Here is a 24,409-nt window from a genome sequence, read left to right as displayed (position 1 = left end):
CTTCTTCACAAATTTCTTTTTATTTACGATTGATTTATACTATGCTTTCGCTTACAATAAACTCATAAACGCGCGTTTATGAAAAGAGGGGAAACATGCGCAGCGAAGATATAGCTAAGTTGGCCGGGGTTTCCCGAAGCACGGTATCCCGCGTGATCAACAACTATTCCAACGTCCCTGAAGAGACCCGGGCCAAAGTGCTGCGGGTGATTGAGCAACATCAGTACGAACCGAACAGCTTTGCAAGGGCTTTAGCCGGTAAGAAGACCGATACGATCGGACTCTTCGCCATCAGTATGAACGAAAAGGAGAATACCACCCGAATTTATCAGAACAATTACTTTGCGCCATTCGTTGATGCCGTAGTCGACACCTCGAATGCCCGCGGATGTTATGTACTGATTCATACGGTGTACTCTCCCGACGATTTTATCAAGGTAAAGCAAGCTTTTCTTCAAAAACGGATTGACGGCGGTATCATTGTCGGCACTCAGAAGGATATTAATATCGTACGAGAAATGGTAGGGCTCGACTCTCCTCTCGTATTAATTGATTACGATATCTCTGAGATTATGTCGGAGCATCTTGACCGCAATCATCTGGCCATTGTGAATTCCAAAGATTACGAGGGCACCACAGAAGCGATTGAATACTTGATCTCTCTGGGTCATGAAGAAATCGGCATCATCTGTGGGCAAATGAATACGTACTCTGGTCGAGAGCGTTATACTGCCTATGAGGATACACTGAAGAAGCATGGCCTGCCTATCAATGAGAAATTTATCCTGAAAGGTGATTTTCTGAAGGAGACTGCTTACGAAGAGGTTACGAAGCTTCTTGCTTCTGGAGAACCTTTGCCAACTGCCTTCTTCTCCTCCAACGACGATATGGCTATATCAGCGATGGAAGCGTTCTCCGAGCACGGAATCATTGTCCCTGAGGATATCTCCATTGCCGGATTTGATGACATTCAGTTAGCATCTCGTATTCAGCCAAAGCTGACCTCTGTACGCTTGCCGATCTATGAAATGTCCAAGGCTGCAGTGGAAAAAGTAATCGAGCTGTGTGATTCACAGCAGCCGACCTTTAGCACGATCAGCTTTCCAGCTCGTTTAGTGGAGAGAGATTCCTGTCAACCGCCGAAGAAATAGCTTAAGATCAGTCCTTCGCTGAAGAAATCTACATATTTTTCCGTGAAGCTGCTATGATTCGGTATCAAAACTATTGTTCTAGTTGGCCTGCTTGAAAGCATTGAGAAAAATCCCTTCCCTCGAGGGAATTTTTTTCTGAAACTTATAAACGCGCGTTCACAATCGAAAGGAGACTTTCTCACATGAAATTCGGAACCTTTGACGACACTCGTAAAGAGTATGTAATTAACACACCTAAAACACCTTACCCTTGGATTAACTATCTTGGTAATGAGCAATTTTTCGGACTTATTTCTAATACAGCTGGTGGTTATACCTTCTATAGAGATGCTCGTCTCAGAAGATTGACCCGTTACCGTTATAATAATATCCCACTGGATACTGGCGGCCGCTACTACTATCTTTATGACGATGGTGATTTCTGGACCCCAGGCTGGATGCCAGTAAAACGTGATCTCGACTTCTACGAATGCCGTCACGGTCTTGGCTACACGTCTATTACTGGTGAACGGAACGGAATTTCTGTGAACCAGCTTGCTTTTGTACCTATGGGTCATAATGCTGAAGTACATCGTCTTGTAGTGAAAAACACTGGCTCCGCGAAGAAATCCGTGAAACTGTTCTCTTTTGCAGAGTTCTGTCTCTGGAATGCACAAGATGATATGACCAACTTCCAACGCAATCTCAGCACTGGTGAGGTTGAAGTGAAAGGTTCCGTTATCTATCACAAAACAGAATACCGTGAGCGCAGAAATCACTACGCTTTCTACTCCGTAAATAAAGAAATCGCTGGTTTCGATACTGACCGTGAAGCTTTCGTAGGCATGTACAACGGTCTGGAAAGCCCGCAAGCTGTAGTTGCAGGTGAACCTACTAACTCCGTAGCTAGCGGCTGGTCCCCTATCGGATCACATGCACTGAACATTACGCTTGAACCAGGCGAAGAGCAAAGCTTCATCTTTGTACTCGGCTACATCGAGAACCCTGAAGAAGATAAATGGGAATCCTTGAACGTAATCAACAAAAAACCAGCAGAAGCTATGATCGAGCAATTTGCTACAGACGCTCAAGTCGATGCTACACTCGCGGCACTTGCTGCTCACTGGGATAACCTGCTGTCCAAATATCAAATCCAAAGCGGCGACGAGAAACTGGATCGCATGGTTAACATCTGGAATCCATATCAATGTATGGTTTCCTTCAACATGTCCCGTTCTGCTTCCTACTTTGAATCCGGTATTGGCCGTGGTATGGGCTTCCGCGATTCCAACCAAGACTTGCTCGGATTTGTTCACCAAATCCCAGAACGTGCTAAAGAACGTATTCTCGATATCGCCGCTACACAATTTGAAGATGGTAGTGCCTATCACCAGTACCAACCACTCACCAAAAAAGGTAACAATGAAGTCGGCACCGGCTTTAACGATGATCCGCTTTGGTTGATCCTGGGAACGGCTGCTTACATTAAAGAAACTGGCGATACTTCGATTCTTGATGAGCAAGTTCCTTTTGACAGCAATCCGGATAACACGGCTACTCTGTTCGAGCACTTGAAACGCTCCTTCGAGCATGTAGCTAATAATCTCGGACCTCACGGCTTGCCGCTGATCGGTCGCGCAGACTGGAATGACTGCTTGAACTTGAACTGCTTCTCTACTGAGCCAGGTGAATCTTTCCAAACGACTGCCAACATCGAAGGTCGCGTAGCTGAATCCGTATTTATCGCAGGTCTGTTCGTATTCGTTGGTCCTGACTATGCTGAAATCTGCCGGATGCGCGGACTTGACGAAGTAGCTGTAGATGCGGAAGCTAAGATTGACAACATGCGTGAAATCACACTTACACACGGCTTCGACGGCGACTGGTTCCTGCGCGCTTATGACCACTATGGCGACAAGATCGGTTCCAAAGAAAATGAAGAAGGTAAAATCTTCATCGAGCCACAAGGTATCTGCGTAATGGCCGGTATCGGTGTGGAAAATGGGCAAGCTGAAAAAGCTCTGTCTTCGGTACAAGAGCATTTGGATACCGATTACGGTATCGTGTTGCAACAGCCACCATACTCCAAGTACTATCTGAACCTGGGTGAAATTTCTACGTACCCTCCGGGCTACAAAGAAAATGCCGGTATTTTCTGCCACAACAACCCTTGGATCATGATCGCTGAAACTGTACTTGGACATGGCGACAGAGCGTTTGAAATTTACGCTAAAATTGCTCCTGCTTACCTGGAGGATATCAGCGAAATTCACCGCACAGAGCCTTATGTTTACTCCCAAATGATCGCAGGTAAAGATGCCGTTCGTCACGGGGAAGCTAAAAACTCCTGGTTGACTGGTACTGCTGCTTGGAACTATGTAGCCATCACTCAATCGATCCTTGGTATCCAAGCGGATTTCAATGGTCTGAAGATCGATCCTTGTATTCCTACTGAATGGGACAGCTTTGAAATCACACGTGTCTTCCGTGGAGATACTTATGTGATCCAGATCAAGAACCCGAACCATGTATCCAAAAGTGTAGCTAGTCTTACCTTGGATGGCGTAGCTGTAGAAGGTAACATCATTGCTCCTGTTGGAGACGGCGCTGTTCATCAAGTGGTTGTAGAGCTGGGCTAATAAAAAATCCGATCAACCGTTCGTTTGAACGATTGATCGGATCTAAAATTGACGGTAGATGACTCCTGACTTCTTCGAGGGGTCATATTTTTTTACCCTTCCACAATATCTGCTTTTAAATCACTCGCAACCTCAAGCATTCTCGGGATCACAGCTTCATTATTGCCAGATACGTAAATATCGCCTTGATAATGCCTAAATGGGATCTTAGTGTCACCATAGCTCCACATAAAGAAATCTCCATCAATGGACATGCTAGTGGCACCCGCCACCGTAAAAACTGATGTATAGGAGAAATCAGGTTTGGACGCGAAATATTGCTTACACTCTTCCAAAGATATGGTTTGCGCTGAACTTCCATCTTGCTGAATGGCTCTTGTAATTCGATAACGTTTACTCATTGTGATGCCTCCAATATTTTCTGTAAAATAACAACTACATTTCCCGATCAAATATAGCATACAATGAAGAGCAAATCCCAGCTATCCTAAACCTCGTGGTCAAATACTCGATATTCTAAAAAAGCTGTAAAAGTACATTTTTCTAGGATAGTAGGGTCGCTAAAGCACTAATTCCTGCAAATCTACAGTTATTCTTGCTCCAGAAGTAACATTCAACCCTGAAGCATGGAAATACCTGCACATTTGCAGTTTTTGGACTTTATAAAGATGATATCTGATAAAGAAGCTGTACTTTTGCAGGCTTTCCCTGGTTTGGTGAACGGCGTGGATGGAATGAAGGTGTACGAATGGATAGAAATGGCTGGATTAAGACGTAGAGGGCAACGAGCGTCAAAGCTCCTTTTTCACAATAAAAAAGGGACAGACTGTAAAGTAACAGCTGTCCCTTTAAGCTGAATGCTATTCGCTCGCTTTTTCCAAAGTACATACCTTATTCTTTGGTTTAAGCTCTATCTTCAGGAATCCACACCTTCATTTTACCACTACCACGATCTCCCAACAAGTAATATGGAACAGCTTTGACCTTAACGGATTGAAATGTGTGCATTTTATATGTACTCGCCAATCCCTCACTCGTTATGTAACATAAGACTCTTTAATCCTGACTACTAATAGTTTTTTTATTACACTGCAATTTTCTGGAAGTGACAAGCATATTTATAGACATGCCTTTAATGTGGAGATGTTAAATATGCGGCCATTAAGATACCTTATCATTCTTTTAGGAAGCTTACTCGTTGCTGCGGGAACTAATTTTTTTCTCGTACCATATAAAATCCTGGATGGGGGAATAATAGGAATAGCCCTCATTATCAATTATTTGTTTGACGCTAAAATTGGCGTAGCTGTAATTCTCTGCAGCTTCCCTATCTTCCTACTCGCTTGGTTAAAGGAACGCGATATCTTTTACAACAGTGTACTCGGTCTGTTGACCTCCTCATTTCTGATTGAGCTTCTCGGTCCCATGCAATACTACTTTCTGTATTATTTCGAGTTCGGCTCCATTTCTAGCGCGATTATTGGCGGTTTTTTGATGGGAACGGGTCTTGGGATTATGCTGCGGTTTAAAGCAAGTACGGGTGGAACCGATCTGCTTGCTCAATTTATTAAAAGGTATGTCCCGCTGAACCTTGGACTCATCATTTTTTTGACCGACTTTATGATTATCGGCGCTGGAGGACTCCTGATTTCCAAAGAAACCTTCTTCCACTCCATCCTCACGATTGTCTCTGGGGGTGTGGCTACGGGTCTGTGCACACTCAAGACGAAATAAATGGAAATAAATATGAATATACACGATCATATGTTCGTATTATAATAAGGAGAAAGAATCCAACATATCTCTACCTCACCTGGAGCGTGTGAACCTATGATTAAAGAGCGTGTCATTATGCTATCTGATTGCCAAAGCTTCTATGCCTCCGTGGAGAAAGCCTCTAATCCGCAGTACAGCAACCAGCCGCTTATCGTCGCTGGAGACCCGGCTAGACGGAGTGGTATTGTGCTGGCTGCCTGCCCTATAGCCAAATCTTTTGGCATTACTACCGCCGAAACGTTGAAGGAAGCGCTGGCAAAATGCCCCGAAGTCATCGTAGTCAGACCGCATATGCAGCAATATATCGATGTCTCCTCTCAAATCACAGACATTCTACGCAAATTTAGTGATCAGGTAGAACCCTATTCAATCGATGAGCAATTTATAGATGTCAGCGGTAGCCTCAGCTTATTTGGCAGTCCAAGGGAGATCGCTACCGCCATTCAGGATCTAATTCGTAGAAACACAGGTGTGCGTGCGCGCATCGGCATTGGATATTCCAAGGTTACCGCCAAAATGGCCTGTGACCTGTGGGCCAAGAAGAACAATGATGGTATATTCACCCTCACTAAGGAGGAACTTTCGGATGTACTCTGGCCCCTCCCCATTAGCGAGCTGTTCATGGTAGGCCGTCGTATGTCCGCCCACTTCCAAAGTATGGGCATCACGACAATTAGCCATTTGGCACAGATGCCGCTAAGCGAGCTGAAATGGCGCATGCGAGAGAAATTCCACAAAAAGTGTGATATCGATGCCGAGCTATATTGGCGGATAGCCAATGGTATCGATGACAGCCCCGTGAGCCCAAGCACCTATGAAGTCGCACCCAAGAGTGTCGGGCACCAAATGACGCTGCCAAGGGATTACTATAAGCTACAAGATATTAAGACCATCATTCTTGAGCTGTCTGAGCTTGTATGTAGACGTTGCCGCAAACTGAAAGTGCATGGTGCAGTTGTATCTGTCGGCTGCCAAGGTGCCAGCTTTGATGACCCAACAGGCTTCTCAAGACAGACTACAATGAGCGATCCTACGAATGCCACTCTACTGGTATATGAGGCAGCTCTTTCTCTCTTCAAGCTACACTGGGACGGCCAGCATGTGCGTAGAATCCACTTAAGCTTGTCCAATCTATCTGACGAAAGCCAGTACCAACTAACGCTATTTGAGTCTCGCCCTCGCTATCGTGAACTCGAAAGGGCTACCGATGCGCTCAAGAATAAATACGGGGAGACGATCATTGGGCGGGCTGCTTCTTTCACAGATGCTGGGCAGCTCAAGGACAGATCTGGAAAGATCGGCGGACACTATAAATAAACAGTGCATCCTTACACATTTTTATTTTCAAGCTATATTAAAATACACACCATATCGTTTATAATGCTATATTGGGATTGTTATTTTCACACGGATGAAGCGACAATCGAAAATATGTAAACATAGATAATAACATTCCAGAGGAGGACCGTTGAAGTTGGATAGCACGAGCAACACTACCTATTATGAAATCGTTGATCTCTGCCTTCTTGCTGGCAAGATCATGCTGCAGAATGGTGCAGAAACATCCAGAGTTGAGGATACAATGACACGAATGGCTGGATCTCTCGGGTTTCCGGGAGCACACAGTTATGTGACGCCAACCGTTATTATGTTCACCACAAATAGAATAGAACCTGTTAAGTTATACAGGATTGCGGAGCGAACAACAGATTTGCAGAAAGTATCGGAGGTCAATGATATTTCTCGGCGTCTGAGCGAACGTCAGATTACAGCTGAGGAAGCCCGTACACGATTAGGAGAAGTCGATGATGCCTCACATGTCTATCCCGTATGGCTGCAGATCTTAGCGGCCGCCCTTACCGGCGCTTGCTTCACCGTTATGTTTAAGGGTAGTTTGTGGGATGCTCTCCCTGCATTGCCCATTTCCGGATTGGGCTTCGCTGCGGTCATCTATCTGCATCGTCTAGTACAGACTAGATTCTTTGCAGAATTTTCCGCCTCCTTCCTGATCGGACTTCTAGCCTTCTATTCCGTAAAACTAGGGATAGGCCAAGAAATGGACAAAATCATCATCGGCTCCGTTATGCCTCTAGTACCCGGTCTACTCATTACTAATGCCGTTCGTGATCTGATGGCCGGTCATCTGGTCTCAGGTATATCCAAAGGAGCAGATGCCTTTCTAACTGCTTTTGCGATCGGTACAGGCATCGGGCTTGTACTATCACTATTTTAATTCTCCATGTGAAAGAGGTTAGCCCTTCATGATTTTGCAACTTATAACCAGTTTTATCGCCGCGGCAACCTTCTGTATTCTATTTAATGCGCCTAAGCGCTCACTACTGCAGTGTGGTTTTGCCGGAATGGTGGGCTGGATGGTGTATGTGATTCTTAATGTTGAGTTCGGGTCTGTTGTAGCGACGTTTGCAGCTACTGTAATAGTGGGTATCGTTAGCCAATTTTTTGCGCGAACCTTTAAAATGCCTGTTATTATTTTTAGTGTAGGCGGTATTATCCCGCTGGTTCCGGGTGGTCTTGCTTACGATGCTATGCGTAAATTTGTGGAAGAGGATTATACTTTGGCTGTAGAAATCGCTGTTCGGGCACTAATGCTCTCTGGCGCCATTGCAGCTGGACTCGTGCTAAGTGAAGTAATCGGACAAATGTTCCGACGCCGTGCAATCAAATAACAGTATATTTATAAAAAAAGAAATCGCCTCTTGGTATAACGGTGGTCACCCATCCATCTCCCAAGGAGCAATTTCTTTGTTTAAATATAAGAATTTATATGTTCCACGTTATAAATCATTCTTATATTTCTCGCTTAAAAGCTTACCGTCCTTAAAGGGACGCCGAAGGCGTTTATGCTTGATTTCATCTCTATGCATGTACTGCTTCAGGGAAGGCTATAGGCGCAGCGTCCGAATGAATACTATTGATACTAGTGTTCTTGATCCAGGACAGCCCTACGGTACCTTCACCCGCATGAACAGCCACAGCAGGAATATAAGTCATAATCTCTGTACGTAAGTTAGGCGCCATCGCCTTGATGTCTTCTTCCAGCTTAAGTGCCATCTCTAGATTATTAGAATGCATGATGCATACATCGCTAACAAGCCCTACGTCCTGTTTAAATATATCCAAAAGTGCCTGTTGCGTCTTCTTCATCGTGCGGATTTTCTCCACAACAATGACTTTACCTTCGTCAAAACGAAGCAGTAAATTTATGCGCAGCAATTGGCTAAGAACTACCTGTGATCCGGATACACGTCCACTGCGATGAAGCTGTGTCAAGCTTGCAGGAATTAAGTAAAAGGACATATTCTGAATAATATTTTCAATCTTCTCTTTAATTTCTAGTCCAGATAGGCCCTTCTTCTGCCAATGTATACCGCGCATGATCATTTCTCGGATCGGATAAGCGCCAACCTTGGCATCAATTCCAATCACGGTGGCCTCTGCTATATCAGCAGCTTGCATGGAAGCATTGTATGTGCCACTAAGCTCGGACGATAGATGTACCGCGATAATTTCATCGTATTCTTCTTTCAACCGTTCGTATAGCTCGATAAACTCACCGATTGGAGGCTGTGAGCTGCCTACCTTTTCATGCTGACGCATTTTCTCATAGAAGTCATCGATCGTAATATCTATATTCTCTTTATAACATTCGTTGTTGATAATAATCCGTAACGGAATAATATACACATGATTGTTCTTAGCGAATTCCGGATCTATGATACTTGTACTGTCGGTTACCCAGGCAATTGATTTCATGGTCACTTGTCACTTCTCTCTCTCATAAAAAGGAATAGTAGAATGAATGAGGAGACAAGGGCCACAAATTTACGACCAGTGAATCACACGCTCATCCTGAATAATCAACTTAAAATTGAACAGCGGTTAAGTAATCTACGTATTCGTAAATTATACAGGATAACAAGCGATAATATAGGCAAAACAGGCCTTTCTTCAAATTTTATTAAACTTTATTCAACATTATTCGACGTTTTTTCACATTATATATGACGAATATACCTATCCTAATAGAGCCACTTCATGTTATGAAAAAGCTAAACCACAGCAAAAACATCCCCGTCCCCGCCCTCACCGTTCTTGCAAAAAACTTGCGCTTGGTAGTTACATTAATAGGTACACTTTACATTTGTTACAGTACAGGGCTAAATTATGATTTAAGATCACTTCGATTCACTAACGCTTCCGCGAGTTTCATATCTGAATTCCCCCTATAATTTTCTGCCATCCTCTATCATTAGAGCTAATCCTCCCAAATAGATGTTTCCAAACGATCTACGAACCTGATCTTAACGATAATACTCATCTAAAAACCCCACACAAACTACACTAAACACATATTGACAAAAATATTTATTTGTGTTATAATATAATATTTACCTATTGTGATTCATTTGTGTTTTGAGTATTATATGCATTAGCCTAACGGCATCACTCTTATTACCAATCATGGAGGGATATTATGCATATTGCAGATGGAATAGAAATGTTAGAGATTACAGCACAGGTTATGGGCGGAAGTGACACGATTTACCCCACACTGCTCTGGGATCAGAATTCTGCCGTACTCATCGACACTGGCTTTCCCGGCCTGCTCCCAAAATTCAAAGAGGCTCTAAAAGAAGCTAACGTACCTTGGGAACAACTACACACCGTAATCATTACGCATCAAGATTTAGATCATATAGGGAGTTTGCCTGCCCTACTGTCAGATGAAAACCTAGACCTGACTGTTCTGGCTCATGAAATCGAGAAGCCTTATATTGAAGGGGAGCGAATGCTCCTTAAACACACCCCTGAAGCTTTAGCTGCAGCAGAAGCCATGATCCCGCCTCATGTGCCAGAGGAATGGCGCCGCGCTTTCCTATCAGTGTTATCCAATCCCCCTAAGGGGAGAGTAGATCAAATCCTTGCAGACGGGGAAAAGCTGCCTCTCGCCGGTGGAATTACGATTATCCATACGCCAGGTCATAGCCCGGGGCATCTAAGTCTATACCATCATAATAGTCGTACGCTAATTGCTGCGGATGCTCTAACGGTTCAAGACGGCGAGTTGCGTGGGCCCACTCCTTCGGCCACACCTGACATGAAACAGGCTTTATCCTCTCTGACCAAGTTCTCCGAGTATAAGATTGATAGAGTCATTTGCTATCACGGCGGACTCTATCGCGGGGATGCAAATAAACGAATTGCTGAAATTGCTGAAGTAAAGGTATAAAAATATACAAGAAGGCAGAGCCCCGAATACGGCTCTACCTTCTTTTTCAAATAAGATCACTACTCGCTATAAGCACTTAGGACTCCGAAACCACCGTAAACCGCTCGCGAATATGCTGTGGCTGTTCAATTTCATCTACAATAGCAATCGCATAATCTTCATAGCTGACATAGCTCTCGCCCTTGGAATTCACCAGAAGATTATCTTTGCCATTTACATAAGAACCCGTTCTTGAGCCAATAGCGAAATTGGCAGATGGACTGACGAAGGTCCATAAGAGCGAATCTGTTCCTTGTAGAATCTCCAGGTTCTTCCCTTGATTCGTAGCCGTTGGCTTGATAAAGTCAGGGAAATCAGGGGTATCCACCACTTTAAGTGTCTTAGCTTCATCTACATACAGACTTCCCGCACCTCCAACTACAATCAATCTCGTATCAGGCGCATCCTTCAATGCTTCAATAAGCACATTTCCGGCATCAACATGTAAATGCTCTTGTCCAAACGGTGCGGCGAAAGCATTCACTACAACATCAAAACTCTTCAAATCTTCAGCTGTCAGAGTAAATATATCTTTTTCGATGACAGACGCCTTGCTGTTCGCCACTTTGGATGCATCCCGTACGATTGCTGTAACTTCATGACCTCTATCCAGTGCTTCCTGTGTAATTCGGCTTCCGGCTTTTCCACTTGCTCCAACAACTGCGATTTTCATATAATTGTCCTCCTGAATGTGTTTACGATGTTTTCACTTTAGTATTTATATCTAGGAGATCCTGAACTATGGTTCTATCGATATCGAGATCAAACTTTCTACCCCAAAAGCATTCTGTACCCGTATGAGTGATCCGGTCATAATCTTCTATCGTTAGTGTTCGAGGATAATCCGGTCCTGTTTCCCAGTCTGTATACCTCTTAATTTCATTCCGTACATTGTTCTTAAACGCACTATTCAAAATAATCGTCTGGAAGAAGATTTCATCTCCACATAATGTGTTCTTAAAAAATCTAACATACTCCGGAGAAGTAGTAGTAAAATCCATTATGTATTCCATACATTCACCTGTAATTGACATCCAGTTCGAGCCTTTATACAGGTTTTTTGGCGTTCGTATGACTCTTCAATATAAGTCTGATCCCAATGTTCCATGGATCTTTGAATGTAGGAGCTCCATTCTCTTCTGCAACGGTGTAACCAGCCTGCTGAACACGCTCCACCACAGCCGCACGTTCCTCTTCACTCGGAAAAAGTAAGGTGAAATAATCAATTCCCGCTGCATCAACAGGAGCCGCAGGTGCGCCTTGGCCCGCCCAAATATTCAATCCAATATGGTGATGATACCCACCAGCAGAAATAAACATCGCTGCACTACCATAATTAGCTACTAAATCAAAGCCAAGCAAATCAACGTAGAAATCCTTCGCCTTGCTTAAATTGCCCATATGAAAGTGTACATGTCCGATCACCGTTCCAGCTGGCAACCCGTTCCATAGTAAACCTTCAGAAGCCGCTAGTAGTCCATCTACATCCACTGGATCTGTTGTCATCACTACATGCCCTTCCGCATCATATTTCCATGTATCCTTAGGACGATCTCGATAGATTTCGATTCCATTGTTATCCGGATCCTGAATGTACAGCGCCTCGCTCACCAAATGATCCCCCTGACCCACTTCAATCCCCGAAGCGATCAAATTGCGAACAACGAGTCCAAGGCTCGGACGATCTGGAACAAGGATAGCAAAATGATACAACCCAGCCACAGAATTAGGACGAAGCACCCGAGCATTCTCAATCTCCCGCAGAATCAATAACACATTGTGACCGTCAGCGGTCATTTCCGCTTCGCGACCATTCTGCCGCAAAATACTCAGCCCCACAACATTCTGATAAAAGGTGAGCGAACGCTCCAAATTACTTACTCTAATTTGCACCAGACCGATCGCTACGTCCGGATGAAGTGTTGTTTTAGTTGTCATTATAATTCCTCCTAATCTTCCTGTAACTTAATCAGTTACAAATTAACTATCTTTAGTATAGTTACATTCTATATGTTTGTCAATTACCAACAAAAAAATCATGCTGACTGCTTCACAGCCAAGCATGATTCATTTGGATAATTAAAAAAACGATTTCGGGTAGATCAATTCTCCTTTAACCTTCTGAAGTGCTCCTTCCTTCAGCTCACAGACCATAAATACATTGTCAGATACTTCAAATTGCTTCAGTTCGAAACCATGCTGCCTTGCAGGTTGAAATCCGAACTTAGGATAATATTCCGGATGTCCGATCAGAAAAACAAGATCATAGCCAAGCGTTCTACATCTATCTAATCCTTCAAGGATAAGCGCCTTGCCGATGCCCTGCTTCTGAACGTTAGGCATAACCGCTATCGGGGCTAGAACAATTACATCATTTGTATTCTCCCCATCTTGTACTACAGCTTTACTTAGCAGGATATGTCCTACAATCTCATTATCTTTTTCTGCTACAATCGAGAGCTCCGGGATAAACCCTTCTGAATTTCTAATGCTTTCGACTAAGCGCGCTTCATCTTCTCTATCATCAAAGGCCTTAACATTTACTTGATACACGCCATCATAATCTGCTGACGTTTCTGTTCTAATCATCATTTCGAAGTCTCCATTCATCAAAGTATTCAGCTACACTGGACTCCAGAAGCCCGATCAATCCTTATTTCATTTGTCCGTTTAGATAAAATCTCCTATTTAAGGAGGCATCCGTAACCCAATTTGATAAAAAGTCTTTGTTAAAAAGATATTTATGGTCTACATTTATATAAGGAAAAGGAGTGTTAGGAACAGAACCCAGCTTTATAATACTATGCTCCGTTGTAATAATTTTCATCACCTGATCTTCAGTCAGATTTAAGTATAAGGCCGTCTCTTTAATATCCATCAGAAGTTTATCTGCCGTTACTATGGATGGAGTCTGGTCTTGTTCGACTTCCGACTCTTTATCGCCATTAGTTAATGAACATCCAATAATAAATGAAATCCCTAGAATAAAACTCGCTAGGACTATATATATCTGATTTAATTTCACAGCCCCCTCCTCCCTACTTCGCATATTCAATTAACCAACAATCCCTTAGTTCTCCTTCATGCATTTCATGCTTTTCAAGGTATTTCTTCTTTACAAAGCCACCTTTTTCATATACCCTCAGTGCTCTCTCATTCCAAGCCTGCGGGTCCATTACGATTTTGTCATTCCAAATCATGTGGGCGATCACGACCTTCGTAGAATTCCAGTACAACTGGATCTGAGAGCCATTTCACAAGTAATCCAGCATCACTCGGTTCGAGAGTTCTTAGCCCGACATCTCCCCGTTCAAAAATAATCATAGCGCACCATACAGTTCATGAAGAGGTTTGTAGCTTGGATGTTGTTCAATTTCAGTAATCATTACTCCCTGCTCGGAGTCCATCACACGGTACGCTTTCGCTTCGTCTCTGGTAGACATCACTTTATACTCATTTTCTTTATAGACGATTGCACAATTGTTATCCACTGCGATTCCAGTCACACTGCCACCATTAACCATTCGTGAAAAATCCTCAACCCGAGTATCCTCATTATAATGCGGACAATGAATGCCTGACAGGATCCCCATGGCTTCAATCTTGATATACTGCCACTCCCCTTGGTCGTCAAACGCCTCAGAGTCACTATGCCCATATTCAAACCAGCAGATTGAACCTGCGCTCAGTCCTGCCAATACAGTTCCAGATGTATACGCTTCTTTTAGAAGAGTATCTACGCCGGTATTTCTCCAAATCTCCAGCATTTTTCGGGTATTGCCTCCACCAACATAAATCAGATCAGCGGACGTAATTAAATCTGTGATTTCTTCATGGGTATAATTTTGGCTCACAAGCAATAAATGACTTGTCTCACATCCTAGAATATCGCCGTACACTTTGTTGAACGTATCACAGTACCCTGGTGCATCACTACTAGCTGTCGGAATAAATAACGCCTTCGGATTAGGTTTATGGGTTAACTTCACAACTTCACGATCAATTCCAAGTGTTTCTAGTTCGCTTATTTCTCCACCACCAATGACCACAATTGTACCCATGAATATCTCCCTCTCTTTCACTGGTATCCTTTTTCAACCACTCTATAATCCTCTGCTAGAATGCTGTAAATGTCCAGATCTATAAGCCCTTTACCTGACCACACATGAGCCTGTCTTAACGTTCCCTCTTTCATAAAGCCACTTTTCAAAAGAACACGCTTGGACCGTTCATTAAAAGGCATAACCTCAGCTTGAATCCGATTTACTTCTGCAGTCTCAAATAAAAATTTGACCACCTCTTGAACTGCCTGAGTCGCAATCCCTTTTCCCCAATAAGTCTCCGCCAAAAAATAGCCGATCGTGACCATATCCACTTTTTGATTAAAATCCATAACTTCGATGATACCTAGCAGGATGTAAGGATTATTTTTGCGGAAAATCCCCCACTTCACTCTTACCCCTTTGGTAAAATCACGCTCGAAATGTCCGATCATATTCTTTACTGTATCTTTATTATGTTTCGGAATAATTCCGCAGTACTCAAACACTTGATCATTGCTATAAATTCCAAATACCTCTTCAAGATTACTAACTTCAATCTTCTTCAGTAATAATTGCTCGGTTTCCAAAGTAGGGAATTGCTCAAATACGTGACTAAGCTTCAATTCGTTCCCTCCGTTACTTTTTGATGGCTTGGATTAGGGTTGCAGTTTGACTCTTCGTTTCCTGTACCCATTCGATATGATATCCCGTTTTGTTAAAAAGCCTTATATATTCATCCACATCGGCTGGATATAATTTAACTCTTCTATCATTGAAATCAAACCACTCTTCATCCTTGCTAACAGATAACAAAAACGTTCCATTAGGTAGGAGTGATGTATAGATATTTTTTAATGCTTGTTCTTTATCCTCTATATGAAGAAAAGTTAACACACTATAAGCTGCATCAAAAGTATTAGGACGTACGAACTCACAAATATCAGCTAGCACAAGCTCTTTATTGGAGAAATTTCTAAGATTCAGATCCGCTCTTGCTAGTGTTTTTGGCGAGGTATCAATTCCTGTGAGAAACCGGCATCCCAAACCTAAGACCGATTTAGCAACTCTTCCTGTTCCAATTCCAATCTCTAACACCCGTTTATCATTTCCATTCAATCCATCGAAGAAAAGAGGCCCATCCCACTGACTCATATAGGCCTGTCCAATGGGAGGATCTTGTGCTGGATCATTCCCCTCATCAATCAAAGATTCATAATGCTCAAAAGCACTAACCATTTTCATAAGGGATCATCCCTTTCCGATCTAATGTAACGCTACGAGCTTATTCATCATTATCCCCGGACATTCCCTCTGTACTGCGCGGTTCTAAGCTCTCGAATATATGGCTCTGTAGCTGGCATAACGGCATCTATGGCTTGTTGAACGGCTAACTCAATATCATAAGGAACTCTTACAAATTGTATACTCAAAGGAGCTGTTGACACTCCTCCGTACTCCCCCTCCAAAATCACGTAAGATGCCTGAGTTAAGTCAAGAGGATTCCCCACGCTGCCTACATTAAATAAGGTCTTACCCTCTAGATGCTGAATATACGCATTATGAATATCCCCATAACCTACGATATCCGCTTGTCGCTTCTCCTGGCAGAGATCGGAACAACCAAACATAGACAGTTGCTTCTCGTAATCATCCCAAGGCTGAATCCGTTCATAGTAGCTTCGCGGTGAAGCATGAAATAATCGAATAAACTTACCACTCATCATAAACTCAATCGAGAACGATAAGGTACCTAAATAAACAAGTCGATCTTTACCTAACAATTTCCGACTCCACCGGGCCATTTCAAAATCAACATCCTGATTCATTAAATCATCCCAGTTCCCCATAACACTGATTTCACAATTTTTCTTTATGATATCAACGGCTAGATCTGAATTCGGCCCCTTTCCAACGATATCCCCTAGGCAAAATACTCTGCGAATTCCACGCTGCTTAATATCATCTAATACGGCTGTCAAAGCCGGGATATTTCCATGAATATCTGAGATTAATGCGATTTGTTCCACTGTAGATCCTCCGTTCATTTTTCCACTTTATCTTTTGTAAACTTTATAGATTGTATAATATCCTCTATCTTCTTCATATCTTCATTATGTACTTCTTCCATGCTATAAGGAAACAGTGTACCATTTCTTCAACACCTTAGAGTCTCCCTGTATGAAGTATTATCTGTTATCTGCCTTCTAAATACAGATTCTATGATTACGTCTTACTTCCCTTCTTTGAGTCGTTACTCTCCATAACCGAGCCATTGAACAGCCTTGTGATTATGAGCAGAATAACATCGGCCTTAGTGAATCCGTTATATACGTCACAAGGTTCGAGAATAGAAGGATCCTCCGTACTTTCCTTATCCAAATCGGGTGTGACATCTTTATTTAAGGTCGGTATGTGAAACACTTCACTTCCTTGTCTTCTACTAATCGATCAAGCATCTCTATCGTTGGCTCAAGCTGTCTCACCAGGACATTAACCATTGTAGTATTCAAAAAAAGACCACAATCACGTTAGCACATGTTGTGGTCTTCATTCTAAGTTGAGATATGGAGTGGTTATATTTCAGGCATTTCATTCACAATCTGCTCCAAAGTAACCTCCTGAAGGACATTCTCCATCGCCTTTTGCGCGAGCGAGAATACGGGTACAATGGCGCTGGCTATATTTTTACCGACTGGACATTCGGGGTTGGGGTGCTCATGAACCGAGAACAACGAATCCTCCTCCACCGCGTTTACTGCCTTATAAATCTGAAGTAGTGTAATTTCAGAGGCGCTGCGTGCAAGCGAGGCTCCTGCGACTCCCGGGCGGGCTGTTACCAGTCCTGCTTTTTGCAGCATACTCGTTAGCCGGCGGATAACTACAGGGTTTGTGTTCACGCTACCAGCTATCCACTCCGAGGTGCTTTTGCCCTCTTTATTACTGTCGATTAATGTTAATATATGAATGGCTACCGCAAATCGGGTGCTGATGTTCACTATAAATCTCTCCTTCTGCCTTACTGCCCGGCTAATAACAAGTGCATTAATCAGATGCAACAATAATAGTTACATTTTATGCATTTGTCAAACACTTGAAGAGATGGTACTTGAGGATCGTAATTAATGAATATTATGCTTTTTGAAATTACCGCCCTTGACTTCTGCTACATCATATACTACAACAAAAGCGTTAGGGTCAATTTCATGAATGATTTCTTTGATTTTACTTTCTTCCAGACGGTTAATTACACAGGTGATTTCTTTGAATTGTTCATTGGAGTAGCCACCGTAAGCATCTGTATAGGTTGCCCCACGACCCAATCGGTCACGAATTGTTTCTACCATAATTTCCGGTTGAACGGTAATGATTTTAAAAGTTTTAGAGCCACTCAAACCTTCTTCAACAATATGAATCACTTTTGAAGCAATAAAATAAGCGAGTGCTGATAGGATAGCCCCTTGTAGACCAAATACTGTTGAAACAACAATAAAGACAAACATGTTTAAAAATAAGATTAGATCACTAGTCCCAAAAGGTAACTTTCGTGAAAGTAATACAGCTAACATATCTATCCCATCTATTGCCCCACCGTTACGTAAGGCTAAACCCATACCAAAACCGATGATAATCCCACCGACAACGGTAACTAACAATGTATCTCCTTCAATAATCGTAGGTACATGGTGCATAAGACTAGTGCCAATGGCTAGCGAGGAAATACCGATAACGGAATAAACAGCAAAGCTTATACCAATTTGCTTATATCCTAGCCAAACAAAAGGGATGTTAATTACGGCAATTAACATCCCTAACGGTAATCCAAACAGTTTTGAGCCAACGATACTTAGACCTGTCACACCACCGTCTGAGACGTTGTTGGGTATTAACACTGCTTCAAGACCATACGCAGCTATAAGAGCCCCTATAATAATTAATATAACTTTTGAAAAAATCTTCAGCTTATTTGATTTTTGATGTCTCATTTCATTCATTAAATTTCCCCGCTTCTAATTAGTTTCTCTTATCACTGGACAAGAACTCATAAAAAACAGTCTATAATAAATATCACTACTTTGGCAAATCGGACATCACTAGTATGATGATCGTTTATTTTACCCATATGACTTATAATAATTTTGTCGTTCCACAAAATATAAAAAAACCAGACTACGAAAATTCGTAGTCTGGTTTCTTCTCTATCATACCCTCATATATTCGTTATATAATTGCTCAAAAGTATCGTATCGTTCAACTTTCCTTCCTACCTTATTGTATTCTTCCAGATATTCATCCATGACTTGCAGAAACTGCTCTTTAAATAAATGTAGATGATCTGAATCAAAATACTGCATAATATCAAACTTTTTCGTTCCACTTGATTCTGTCATTTCATCAAGAAAATTTTGTATGCCCATTGCTACATAATAAGCATAAGATTTATCATTTAATTCCACACTTGCTATAACCTTATTACGGCTGTTACACCACAATTCCTCAAAGGTGCCACCAAGATTATCATAGGTTGGGACAGGCTGAATCACAAAATCCTTATACATTTTTTTATATAAATCATTAACGCTTTCTAGAAATCTATATGATGTACTTCTGATTTCAGCGATAGTCTTCGCATCGATCACAGCCATATATATAATTTCAAAATCATCAGGAATATAACGATATGTAGCTATTTCCTGCAGATATCTCTTAAGTCCCCGTTTAAAATAGGTATTGTTCAAATGTGTTAGAGCATTTACCAAATTGTATACAACTTCGCATGAAGCATACCTCACAGCTCCGATATCTTCAGAAAGTAATGTATTCGTATATTCTTGCTTTGCAATGTCTATACTCTTTTTCGCTCTACTGATACATTCACTCCCTATAGGCTTTGCCAAAGCATCGAGTGCTCTCTGTTTATATAAATTTAGCTTTACCAGATATTCGGGTTTCGCACAATATAACAGCTCTAAATCTATCAGACACGAAATCATTGGGCTCTCAAGATTCGCTTGATCTTCTATCCTTGTTTCCCATGGCGTACAATATAGGTCGTATCCGATATCCTCCAGAATAAAACACGAAGATATCCCCCAACCTTGGGCCGTGTTATTAATTATGATTAGATCAAGATCGCTTTTTTCATGAAAATCTCCGGTACTGAAAGAACCTGTAAGCCCAATGATTGCAATATCATCAGGAAAATCTCTCTTGGCACGTTCAATAACCATACTAATAAGTTTGTCATTTTTATTTAAAATTTTTTGTCTATTAACAGCATCCATATCCAATTCTCCTCTCAATCCATCTTAATTCCATTGTATATGGATATTGCTCTAGTAAGTATACCGACTTTATCTATATTCAATCTATACCAAATAAAGGGGGCAGTTGGAAAACAAATAACGCGCTGGCGAGAGAAGGCTCTTCTCTACCCACGCGTTATTTAGTAAATAATGAATGCTTTTCTCACAGCTTGCTTTAGTAAATGAAAATTTCATCTAAAGATCTTCCGTCACAATGATTAAAATCAATCCCTAAAATCTTTGCCATCGTAGGGGCTATATCTACCATTTTGAGATCCCCTATAGGATAATCACTTTTAACCTTATTCCCTGAGATCACCAAGTTGCATCTATAATCCTCTTTATCGGGAGAGTAGCCATGAGTAGCATATTTAATCCCTTGTTTGTCCAAATCAACAATCGTTGGTTCATCCATACTTTCATCGAAACAATAGCCTCTTTTAGCTTCAAGCATATACTTAGTAGATTGGCCCACATGTAGATGATCCAGCTCCTCTCTAGCATACAATTCCTCTATGCCAGAAGCGTCATCTTTCATATCACCCCGAATCGCAGCTAATGCTAATTGTTCAGCTTCTTCATCCCCATGTTTGATATGCAGATAAGCGGCTCCGCCCCCACACTGAAAGTAAGCCCTCCACTTCATTTCACCATTCTCTTCATAAATCAGCCCTTTTTCCTGCAAAAGGTTGTTCAAATGCACTTTGTACCTAACATTGAACTGGCCATGGTCACCCAAAACTAAAAAAACTGTGTCATCCAGTATACCGGCTTCATCCACTGCTTGCATAATATCGCCTAGCCGTTTATCCATACGTGTGATTACCTGCTTCACTTCATCGCTGTCAGTGCCGTAAACATGCTTGGCGTCATCCAGATCAATCAAATGCATCATGAGAAGATTAGGTTTTTTACGCCTAATCGTTTCTATCGCACATTTTGTCGTGAAGTCATCCAGATAGGGCTGCTCAATCCCTTTTCGAAGCCTGCCGTATTTCAGCTCCATCTCGATACAATATAAGGGACTCCCGCTTTTTAACACCTTCAGTGCCTGATTTTCTTTTTTGATGGCTCTAATTTCAGGGATATTGTATTGGATTGAGGATTTCCCTGATACCGGCCAGAGGATTCCAGCGGTACTCATGTTATGCTTGCGCGCAGCATCGTAAATCGTGGGCACCTTTATCGCATTTCTAAACCAGAACCAGCTTTGCTCCTTTTCCTTCACAAACGGTTGAAATGGATTGTTGTGATGAATGCCATGCTTATCCGGATATACACCGGTCGCTATCGTAGTGTGCACCACATAAGTGAGCGTGGGATATACACTTTTCATTTTATTGCTATGCGCTCCACTCTTGATCAATTTCGATAAGTTTGGAAGACGGCTAGCCATTTCCCATTGGTCTTCTGAAAAGGCATCGTAAGAGATGACAATCAGATGTTTGGCCATTGCCGTTTGTTCTTTACTTGACTTCATAGGATAAGTCCCTTCGATTCATCTTGTCCAAGCTGCTCTTTAGGTAAAGTTATAAATACGAAGAATCCAATAATAAATAGTGGGATAATCGCTAAAATACTAAATTTTGCATTGCCTGTTAAGGTAGTCGTTAAAGACATCACAGCAGGACCAACAATCGCCGCAAACTTGCCAAAGATATTGTAAAATCCAAAGAATTCATTGGATTTTTCCTTAGGAATAATCTTCGCATAATAAGATCTGCTGAGCGCCTGAATCCCTCCCTGGGCCGAACCAATTAGCGCACCCAGAATAAATATATGCCACACTGAAGTGATAAAGTAAGCCGCGATACAGGAAATGATATATGTAAAAATCCCCACGATGATCATCGTTCTAGCGGAGTATTTTTTGGCGAGATTACCGTACAGGATGGCACATGGAAAAGCAATGATCTGGATAACTAATAAGATCCCCAGTAAAGTAAAGGTGTCAAAAGCATCCGCACCCAAAACCGATGTGGCATATGGAACTACCATTTTAATGATCGTATCTACCCCATCAATATAGAGAAAGTAGGCGATTAAAAAAACAAATACCACCTTATGCTGTCTGACATTCTTAAATGTGTCTCCCAGTCTTTTAAAGCTATTAATAACCGGTTTGGGTTCAGGTTCAATATAATATCTCTGCTGCACATCCTTGATCATCGGCATGGTCAACAGTCCCCACCAAAGGGCAGTGATTATGAATCCAATCTGATAACCAATCGATTTATCCATCCCCATAAACAGAATCAATAGTAGGCTGATACCAAATGGAATGACGCTGGCGATATATCCAAAAGCAAAACCTTTTGAGGATACCTTATCCATCCTTTCATCGGTGGTTACATCCACCAGAAAAGAATCATAAAAAATATTGGCTCCTGCAAAACCTATGACTGACAAGATATAAAATACAATCAATAACTGCCACTGTCCGCTCTCAGGTGCAACGAACGCCAGTGAAGCTGTAGCCATCACGCCAATCAAAGAGAAAAATACAAAGAAGCGTTTTTTCTTATCCTTGTAATCTGCCAACGTCCCTAAAATCGGGCTAAGGATCGCCACCAGAATACTTGCAATTGAATTAAAATACCCCAAATCCATGCTGCTGTTCACATTCGAAAACATCCCAAATACAATAGGCAGTAAAGCCGTTGTAACTGCCATCGAGTAAGCCGAATTTCCACAGTCATATAGAATCCATGATTTTTCCTCTTTACTTAGTTTCATCTAACAGCCACCTTTTCGCCTAGTTCTTTCTGTTATATCACTTAAGCATATGTGGCATATTAAATGTATGTAAAACTACGTATGACTGAAGGTTGTACGAGGGACATCCTTGTTTTCAAAGTTTAATTTTGGTAAAGCACTTTACGTCTGCTGGTAATTCACAGCTACCTTCAGGCAAGCCTCGCACAGAAATGCATAATAAATCCCCTCGCTATCCTCGGCCTGTTCCATATCCATTTGCGCAATAAACTTCATCGTCGTCGAACAGCAAGGGCACACAGGATATTCCGCATCCTGAATCCAGGTCGGATGTCCTCCTATCTTCGATGCAGGCGCCTCAAGCATCCAATACGCATTATCATAGGCTCCCATCAGTCGTTCCGATAGCTCCATGGCGTGCCATGATATTTGCTCCATATCTTCATTTTCAGGCAAAAAATCGGGAACGACATTATAATCACTCCACGAGTACCTGCCATCCAGATCTGCATTCATAAACACGGTGCCATAACAATTACAGTGCATACAAGCTGCAATCCTTAACCGCTGACCGGGTAGCTTCATAAATTGAATCAGTGGGTTCTGCAAGTTGTAATCAAATAGTACTGTCAGTTTACTGGCACACCATGGGCAGGAATGTTCACCTGCTTGCAATGCCGCAACCGCCGAAGGAGCCCGATCCATACCGCCTCTTCCTGCAACGCGTACTTTAAAATGATAACTCTCGGGGTAAAAAAGAAGCCTTTTCCCGCCATCATTATCTAACTCCCAGCCTGCTTCATGGGCGTAGGTTTCCGGAGATATATTTAACTCTGGGGCCCATCGAGGCGGATGCTGCCGCCATGTCTCGAACTGCCGAACAACCTCTTCATCACCAATCCAGGCGAGAGCGAGCAGCAAGTGATTACGATTCTCCGAATCGAACTCTAACTGATGAATGAGCTTATCGCGGATAACCTGACCTGCATCCTTATAGAGAATACCGGGATAATACTTTCCTTTGCGAAAAAAAGACTCCAACCCCCGTTCTATACGTGCACTTAAAAAACATGCAAGCGATAGCAGAATGGTTTCAGCCTGGTCAAAATCATCTTCTTCCATCAACGTAATCGCATAGGTCTCCAATCGCTCCCGTTCGCTTTCAGTCAGCTGATGATACATTTTTTGCGCGGTTTTGTGATAGGGGATTTCGTGTTCAAGCGGATTGTACTTCCGCGGTTTGTGCATGATTTTTAGAATTTCAACTGGATCATTCACATCTGCATACAAATCAACATCTTTTCGATTCTGTTCAATAAATGCCTGTTTCTCCAGAGCAATCTCCCTCTGATGACACGGCATGCAAATCCCACCTGTTTTTAAAGCAGTTGCAGGAAGAATACTTGCCTTGCAATCTGAGGTTTGGCAGGGCAATCGCTCACTCATCGTACCCCTCCTGTTCTGAATATTTTTGTCAGCTGGCCGGTTACGGTAGATTTCGATTCTCCACGAT

Annotated in this window: 25 protein-coding genes and 1 pseudogene; 8 read left to right on the top strand and 18 right to left on the bottom strand. The window is 42.2% G+C overall.

From position 1 onward, the window contains the following. Nucleotides 1-95: 95 nt before the first annotated feature. Both MHH52_RS11040 and MHH52_RS11035 read left to right on the top strand, forming a co-directional pair. Nucleotides 96-1,151: a LacI family DNA-binding transcriptional regulator gene (locus MHH52_RS11040; RefSeq protein ID WP_340008576.1), complete on the top strand. Its 1,056-nt coding sequence runs from the start codon at nucleotides 96-98 to the stop codon at nucleotides 1,149-1,151. Between the two features lie 182 nt (nucleotides 1,152-1,333). Then, a complete protein-coding gene (locus tag MHH52_RS11035; RefSeq protein WP_340008574.1) occupies nucleotides 1,334-3,769 on the top strand; it encodes a glycosyl transferase in 2,436 nt (811 codons plus the stop codon). A gap of 92 nt (nucleotides 3,770-3,861) precedes the next feature. On the opposite strand, the gene MHH52_RS11030 is transcribed toward MHH52_RS11035, so the two are convergent. After that, nucleotides 3,862-4,170, bottom strand: a complete 309-nt coding sequence (locus MHH52_RS11030) for a hypothetical protein (protein WP_340008572.1) — start codon at nucleotides 4,168-4,170, stop codon at nucleotides 3,862-3,864. A 267-nt stretch (nucleotides 4,171-4,437) separates the two neighbouring features. Here MHH52_RS11030 and MHH52_RS11025 point away from each other — a divergent pair, with 267 nt between their 5' ends. The 5 genes from MHH52_RS11025 to MHH52_RS11005 all read left to right on the top strand — a co-directional run bounded on the left by MHH52_RS11025 (nucleotide 4,438) and on the right by MHH52_RS11005 (nucleotide 8,232). Further along, the gene (locus MHH52_RS11025) at nucleotides 4,438-4,626 is read left to right on the top strand and encodes a hypothetical protein (RefSeq protein ID WP_313639595.1); all 189 of its coding nucleotides are present in this window, start codon (nucleotides 4,438-4,440) and stop codon (nucleotides 4,624-4,626) included. A 286-nt stretch (nucleotides 4,627-4,912) separates the two neighbouring features. After that, entirely contained in the window at nucleotides 4,913-5,503 is a 591-nt protein-coding gene (locus MHH52_RS11020; protein ID WP_340008570.1) for a YitT family protein, read from the top strand. Nucleotides 5,504-5,599: 96 nt separating this feature from the next. After that, entirely contained in the window at nucleotides 5,600-6,862 is a 1,263-nt protein-coding gene (locus tag MHH52_RS11015) for a DNA polymerase IV (RefSeq protein WP_340008569.1), read from the top strand. Nucleotides 6,863-7,019: 157 nt separating this feature from the next. After that, nucleotides 7,020-7,778 (top strand): threonine/serine exporter family protein, encoded by a 759-nt coding sequence (locus MHH52_RS11010; RefSeq protein ID WP_313641796.1) that lies wholly within the window; start codon nucleotides 7,020-7,022, stop codon nucleotides 7,776-7,778. 28 nt (nucleotides 7,779-7,806) lie between these two features. After that, nucleotides 7,807-8,232 carry a threonine/serine exporter family protein gene (locus tag MHH52_RS11005; protein WP_313641797.1) on the top strand — a complete coding sequence of 142 codons (426 nt, stop codon included), beginning with the start codon at nucleotides 7,807-7,809 and terminating at the stop codon, nucleotides 8,230-8,232. A 190-nt stretch (nucleotides 8,233-8,422) separates the two neighbouring features. Here MHH52_RS11005 and MHH52_RS11000 read toward each other — a convergent pair whose 3' ends face one another. Beyond that, on the bottom strand, nucleotides 8,423-9,319 hold the full coding sequence (locus tag MHH52_RS11000) for a DegV family protein (protein ID WP_313640381.1): 897 nt from the start codon (nucleotides 9,317-9,319) through the stop codon (nucleotides 8,423-8,425). Between the two features lie 721 nt (nucleotides 9,320-10,040). Here MHH52_RS11000 and MHH52_RS10995 point away from each other — a divergent pair. After that, nucleotides 10,041-10,796, top strand: coding sequence for an MBL fold metallo-hydrolase (locus MHH52_RS10995; RefSeq protein WP_340008568.1), 756 nt, complete (start codon nucleotides 10,041-10,043; stop codon nucleotides 10,794-10,796). Between the two features lie 76 nt (nucleotides 10,797-10,872). Here the strand turns inward: MHH52_RS10995 and MHH52_RS10990 are convergent, their stop codons facing one another. The 16 genes and pseudogenes from MHH52_RS10990 to MHH52_RS10915 all read right to left on the bottom strand — a co-directional run bounded on the left by MHH52_RS10990 (nucleotide 10,873) and on the right by MHH52_RS10915 (nucleotide 24,342). Beyond that, on the bottom strand, nucleotides 10,873-11,508 hold the full coding sequence (locus MHH52_RS10990) for an NAD(P)-dependent oxidoreductase (protein WP_313640379.1): 636 nt from the start codon (nucleotides 11,506-11,508) through the stop codon (nucleotides 10,873-10,875). A 22-nt stretch (nucleotides 11,509-11,530) separates the two neighbouring features. Then, on the bottom strand, nucleotides 11,531-11,848 hold the full coding sequence (locus MHH52_RS10985) for a beta-1,6-N-acetylglucosaminyltransferase (protein ID WP_340008567.1): 318 nt from the start codon (nucleotides 11,846-11,848) through the stop codon (nucleotides 11,531-11,533). Between the two features lie 34 nt (nucleotides 11,849-11,882). Then, the gene (locus tag MHH52_RS10980) at nucleotides 11,883-12,773 is read right to left on the bottom strand and encodes a VOC family protein (protein WP_340008566.1); all 891 of its coding nucleotides are present in this window, start codon (nucleotides 12,771-12,773) and stop codon (nucleotides 11,883-11,885) included. Nucleotides 12,774-12,914: 141 nt separating this feature from the next. Next, on the bottom strand, nucleotides 12,915-13,427 hold the full coding sequence (locus MHH52_RS10975; RefSeq protein WP_340008564.1) for an N-acetyltransferase: 513 nt from the start codon (nucleotides 13,425-13,427) through the stop codon (nucleotides 12,915-12,917). A gap of 61 nt (nucleotides 13,428-13,488) precedes the next feature. Continuing rightward, on the bottom strand, nucleotides 13,489-13,860 hold the full coding sequence (locus tag MHH52_RS10970; protein ID WP_340008563.1) for a hypothetical protein: 372 nt from the start codon (nucleotides 13,858-13,860) through the stop codon (nucleotides 13,489-13,491). Nucleotides 13,861-13,873: 13 nt separating this feature from the next. Next, a pseudogene (locus MHH52_RS10965) lies at nucleotides 13,874-14,159 on the bottom strand (hypothetical protein). Beyond that, a complete protein-coding gene (locus tag MHH52_RS10960) occupies nucleotides 14,156-14,896 on the bottom strand; it encodes a peptidase E (protein WP_340008561.1) in 741 nt (246 codons plus the stop codon). The pseudogene MHH52_RS10965 and the gene MHH52_RS10960 overlap by 4 nt, the downstream one beginning before the upstream one ends. A gap of 17 nt (nucleotides 14,897-14,913) precedes the next feature. Beyond that, the gene (locus MHH52_RS10955; RefSeq protein WP_340008559.1) at nucleotides 14,914-15,501 is read right to left on the bottom strand and encodes a GNAT family protein; all 588 of its coding nucleotides are present in this window, start codon (nucleotides 15,499-15,501) and stop codon (nucleotides 14,914-14,916) included. Between the two features lie 13 nt (nucleotides 15,502-15,514). Then, the gene (locus MHH52_RS10950; RefSeq protein ID WP_340008558.1) at nucleotides 15,515-16,120 is read right to left on the bottom strand and encodes a class I SAM-dependent methyltransferase; all 606 of its coding nucleotides are present in this window, start codon (nucleotides 16,118-16,120) and stop codon (nucleotides 15,515-15,517) included. Nucleotides 16,121-16,170: 50 nt separating this feature from the next. After that, entirely contained in the window at nucleotides 16,171-16,905 is a 735-nt protein-coding gene (locus MHH52_RS10945) for a metallophosphoesterase family protein (RefSeq protein WP_340008557.1), read from the bottom strand. A gap of 546 nt (nucleotides 16,906-17,451) precedes the next feature. Beyond that, nucleotides 17,452-17,874 (bottom strand): Rrf2 family transcriptional regulator, encoded by a 423-nt coding sequence (locus tag MHH52_RS10940; protein ID WP_313640372.1) that lies wholly within the window; start codon nucleotides 17,872-17,874, stop codon nucleotides 17,452-17,454. 123 nt (nucleotides 17,875-17,997) lie between these two features. Beyond that, complete coding sequence (locus tag MHH52_RS10935; RefSeq protein ID WP_340008555.1) at nucleotides 17,998-18,870, bottom strand: YitT family protein; 873 nt, start codon at nucleotides 18,868-18,870, stop codon at nucleotides 17,998-18,000. A 207-nt stretch (nucleotides 18,871-19,077) separates the two neighbouring features. Then, nucleotides 19,078-20,160 (bottom strand): nucleotidyltransferase domain-containing protein, encoded by a 1,083-nt coding sequence (locus MHH52_RS10930; protein WP_340008554.1) that lies wholly within the window; start codon nucleotides 20,158-20,160, stop codon nucleotides 19,078-19,080. Between the two features lie 196 nt (nucleotides 20,161-20,356). Next, nucleotides 20,357-21,661, bottom strand: coding sequence for an ectonucleotide pyrophosphatase/phosphodiesterase (locus tag MHH52_RS10925; protein ID WP_340008553.1), 1,305 nt, complete (start codon nucleotides 21,659-21,661; stop codon nucleotides 20,357-20,359). Then, nucleotides 21,658-22,917, bottom strand: coding sequence for an MFS transporter (locus tag MHH52_RS10920; RefSeq protein WP_340008551.1), 1,260 nt, complete (start codon nucleotides 22,915-22,917; stop codon nucleotides 21,658-21,660). Before MHH52_RS10920 ends, MHH52_RS10925 begins: the two co-directional genes overlap by 4 nt. A gap of 141 nt (nucleotides 22,918-23,058) precedes the next feature. Continuing rightward, complete coding sequence (locus MHH52_RS10915; RefSeq protein WP_340008549.1) at nucleotides 23,059-24,342, bottom strand: DUF1963 domain-containing protein; 1,284 nt, start codon at nucleotides 24,340-24,342, stop codon at nucleotides 23,059-23,061. Between the last annotated feature and the right edge of the window lie 67 nt (nucleotides 24,343-24,409).

Source organism: Paenibacillus sp. FSL K6-0276 (genome assembly GCF_037977235.1).
Lineage (GTDB): Bacteria > Bacillota > Bacilli > Paenibacillales > Paenibacillaceae > Paenibacillus_AQ.
This window is presented reverse-complemented; position numbering and strand designations above follow the sequence as displayed.

Coding starts and splice junctions, on each gene's coding strand:
- MHH52_RS10950 (WP_340008558.1), bottom strand. CDS start 16,120: ATGAAAATGGTTAGTGCTTTTGAGCATTATGAATCTTTGATTGATGAG.
- MHH52_RS11020 (WP_340008570.1), top strand. CDS start 4,913: ATGTTAAATATGCGGCCATTAAGATACCTTATCATTCTTTTAGGAAGC.
- MHH52_RS10915 (WP_340008549.1), bottom strand. CDS start 24,342: ATGAGTGAGCGATTGCCCTGCCAAACCTCAGATTGCAAGGCAAGTATT.
- MHH52_RS11035 (WP_340008574.1), top strand. CDS start 1,334: ATGAAATTCGGAACCTTTGACGACACTCGTAAAGAGTATGTAATTAAC.
- MHH52_RS11025 (WP_313639595.1), top strand. CDS start 4,438: ATGATATCTGATAAAGAAGCTGTACTTTTGCAGGCTTTCCCTGGTTTG.
- MHH52_RS10920 (WP_340008551.1), bottom strand. CDS start 22,917: ATGAAACTAAGTAAAGAGGAAAAATCATGGATTCTATATGACTGTGGA.
- MHH52_RS11030 (WP_340008572.1), bottom strand. CDS start 4,170: ATGAGTAAACGTTATCGAATTACAAGAGCCATTCAGCAAGATGGAAGT.
- MHH52_RS10960 (WP_340008561.1), bottom strand. CDS start 14,896: ATGGGTACAATTGTGGTCATTGGTGGTGGAGAAATAAGCGAACTAGAA.
- MHH52_RS11005 (WP_313641797.1), top strand. CDS start 7,807: ATGATTTTGCAACTTATAACCAGTTTTATCGCCGCGGCAACCTTCTGT.
- MHH52_RS10975 (WP_340008564.1), bottom strand. CDS start 13,427: ATGATGATTAGAACAGAAACGTCAGCAGATTATGATGGCGTGTATCAA.
- MHH52_RS10985 (WP_340008567.1), bottom strand. CDS start 11,848: ATGGAATACATAATGGATTTTACTACTACTTCTCCGGAGTATGTTAGA.
- MHH52_RS10930 (WP_340008554.1), bottom strand. CDS start 20,160: ATGGATGCTGTTAATAGACAAAAAATTTTAAATAAAAATGACAAACTT.
- MHH52_RS10990 (WP_313640379.1), bottom strand. CDS start 11,508: ATGAAAATCGCAGTTGTTGGAGCAAGTGGAAAAGCCGGAAGCCGAATT.
- MHH52_RS10995 (WP_340008568.1), top strand. CDS start 10,041: ATGCATATTGCAGATGGAATAGAAATGTTAGAGATTACAGCACAGGTT.
- MHH52_RS10980 (WP_340008566.1), bottom strand. CDS start 12,773: ATGACAACTAAAACAACACTTCATCCGGACGTAGCGATCGGTCTGGTG.
- MHH52_RS10935 (WP_340008555.1), bottom strand. CDS start 18,870: ATGAATGAAATGAGACATCAAAAATCAAATAAGCTGAAGATTTTTTCA.
- MHH52_RS11000 (WP_313640381.1), bottom strand. CDS start 9,319: ATGAAATCAATTGCCTGGGTAACCGACAGTACAAGTATCATAGATCCG.
- MHH52_RS11015 (WP_340008569.1), top strand. CDS start 5,600: ATGATTAAAGAGCGTGTCATTATGCTATCTGATTGCCAAAGCTTCTAT.
- MHH52_RS11040 (WP_340008576.1), top strand. CDS start 96: ATGCGCAGCGAAGATATAGCTAAGTTGGCCGGGGTTTCCCGAAGCACG.
- MHH52_RS10925 (WP_340008553.1), bottom strand. CDS start 21,661: ATGAAGTCAAGTAAAGAACAAACGGCAATGGCCAAACATCTGATTGTC.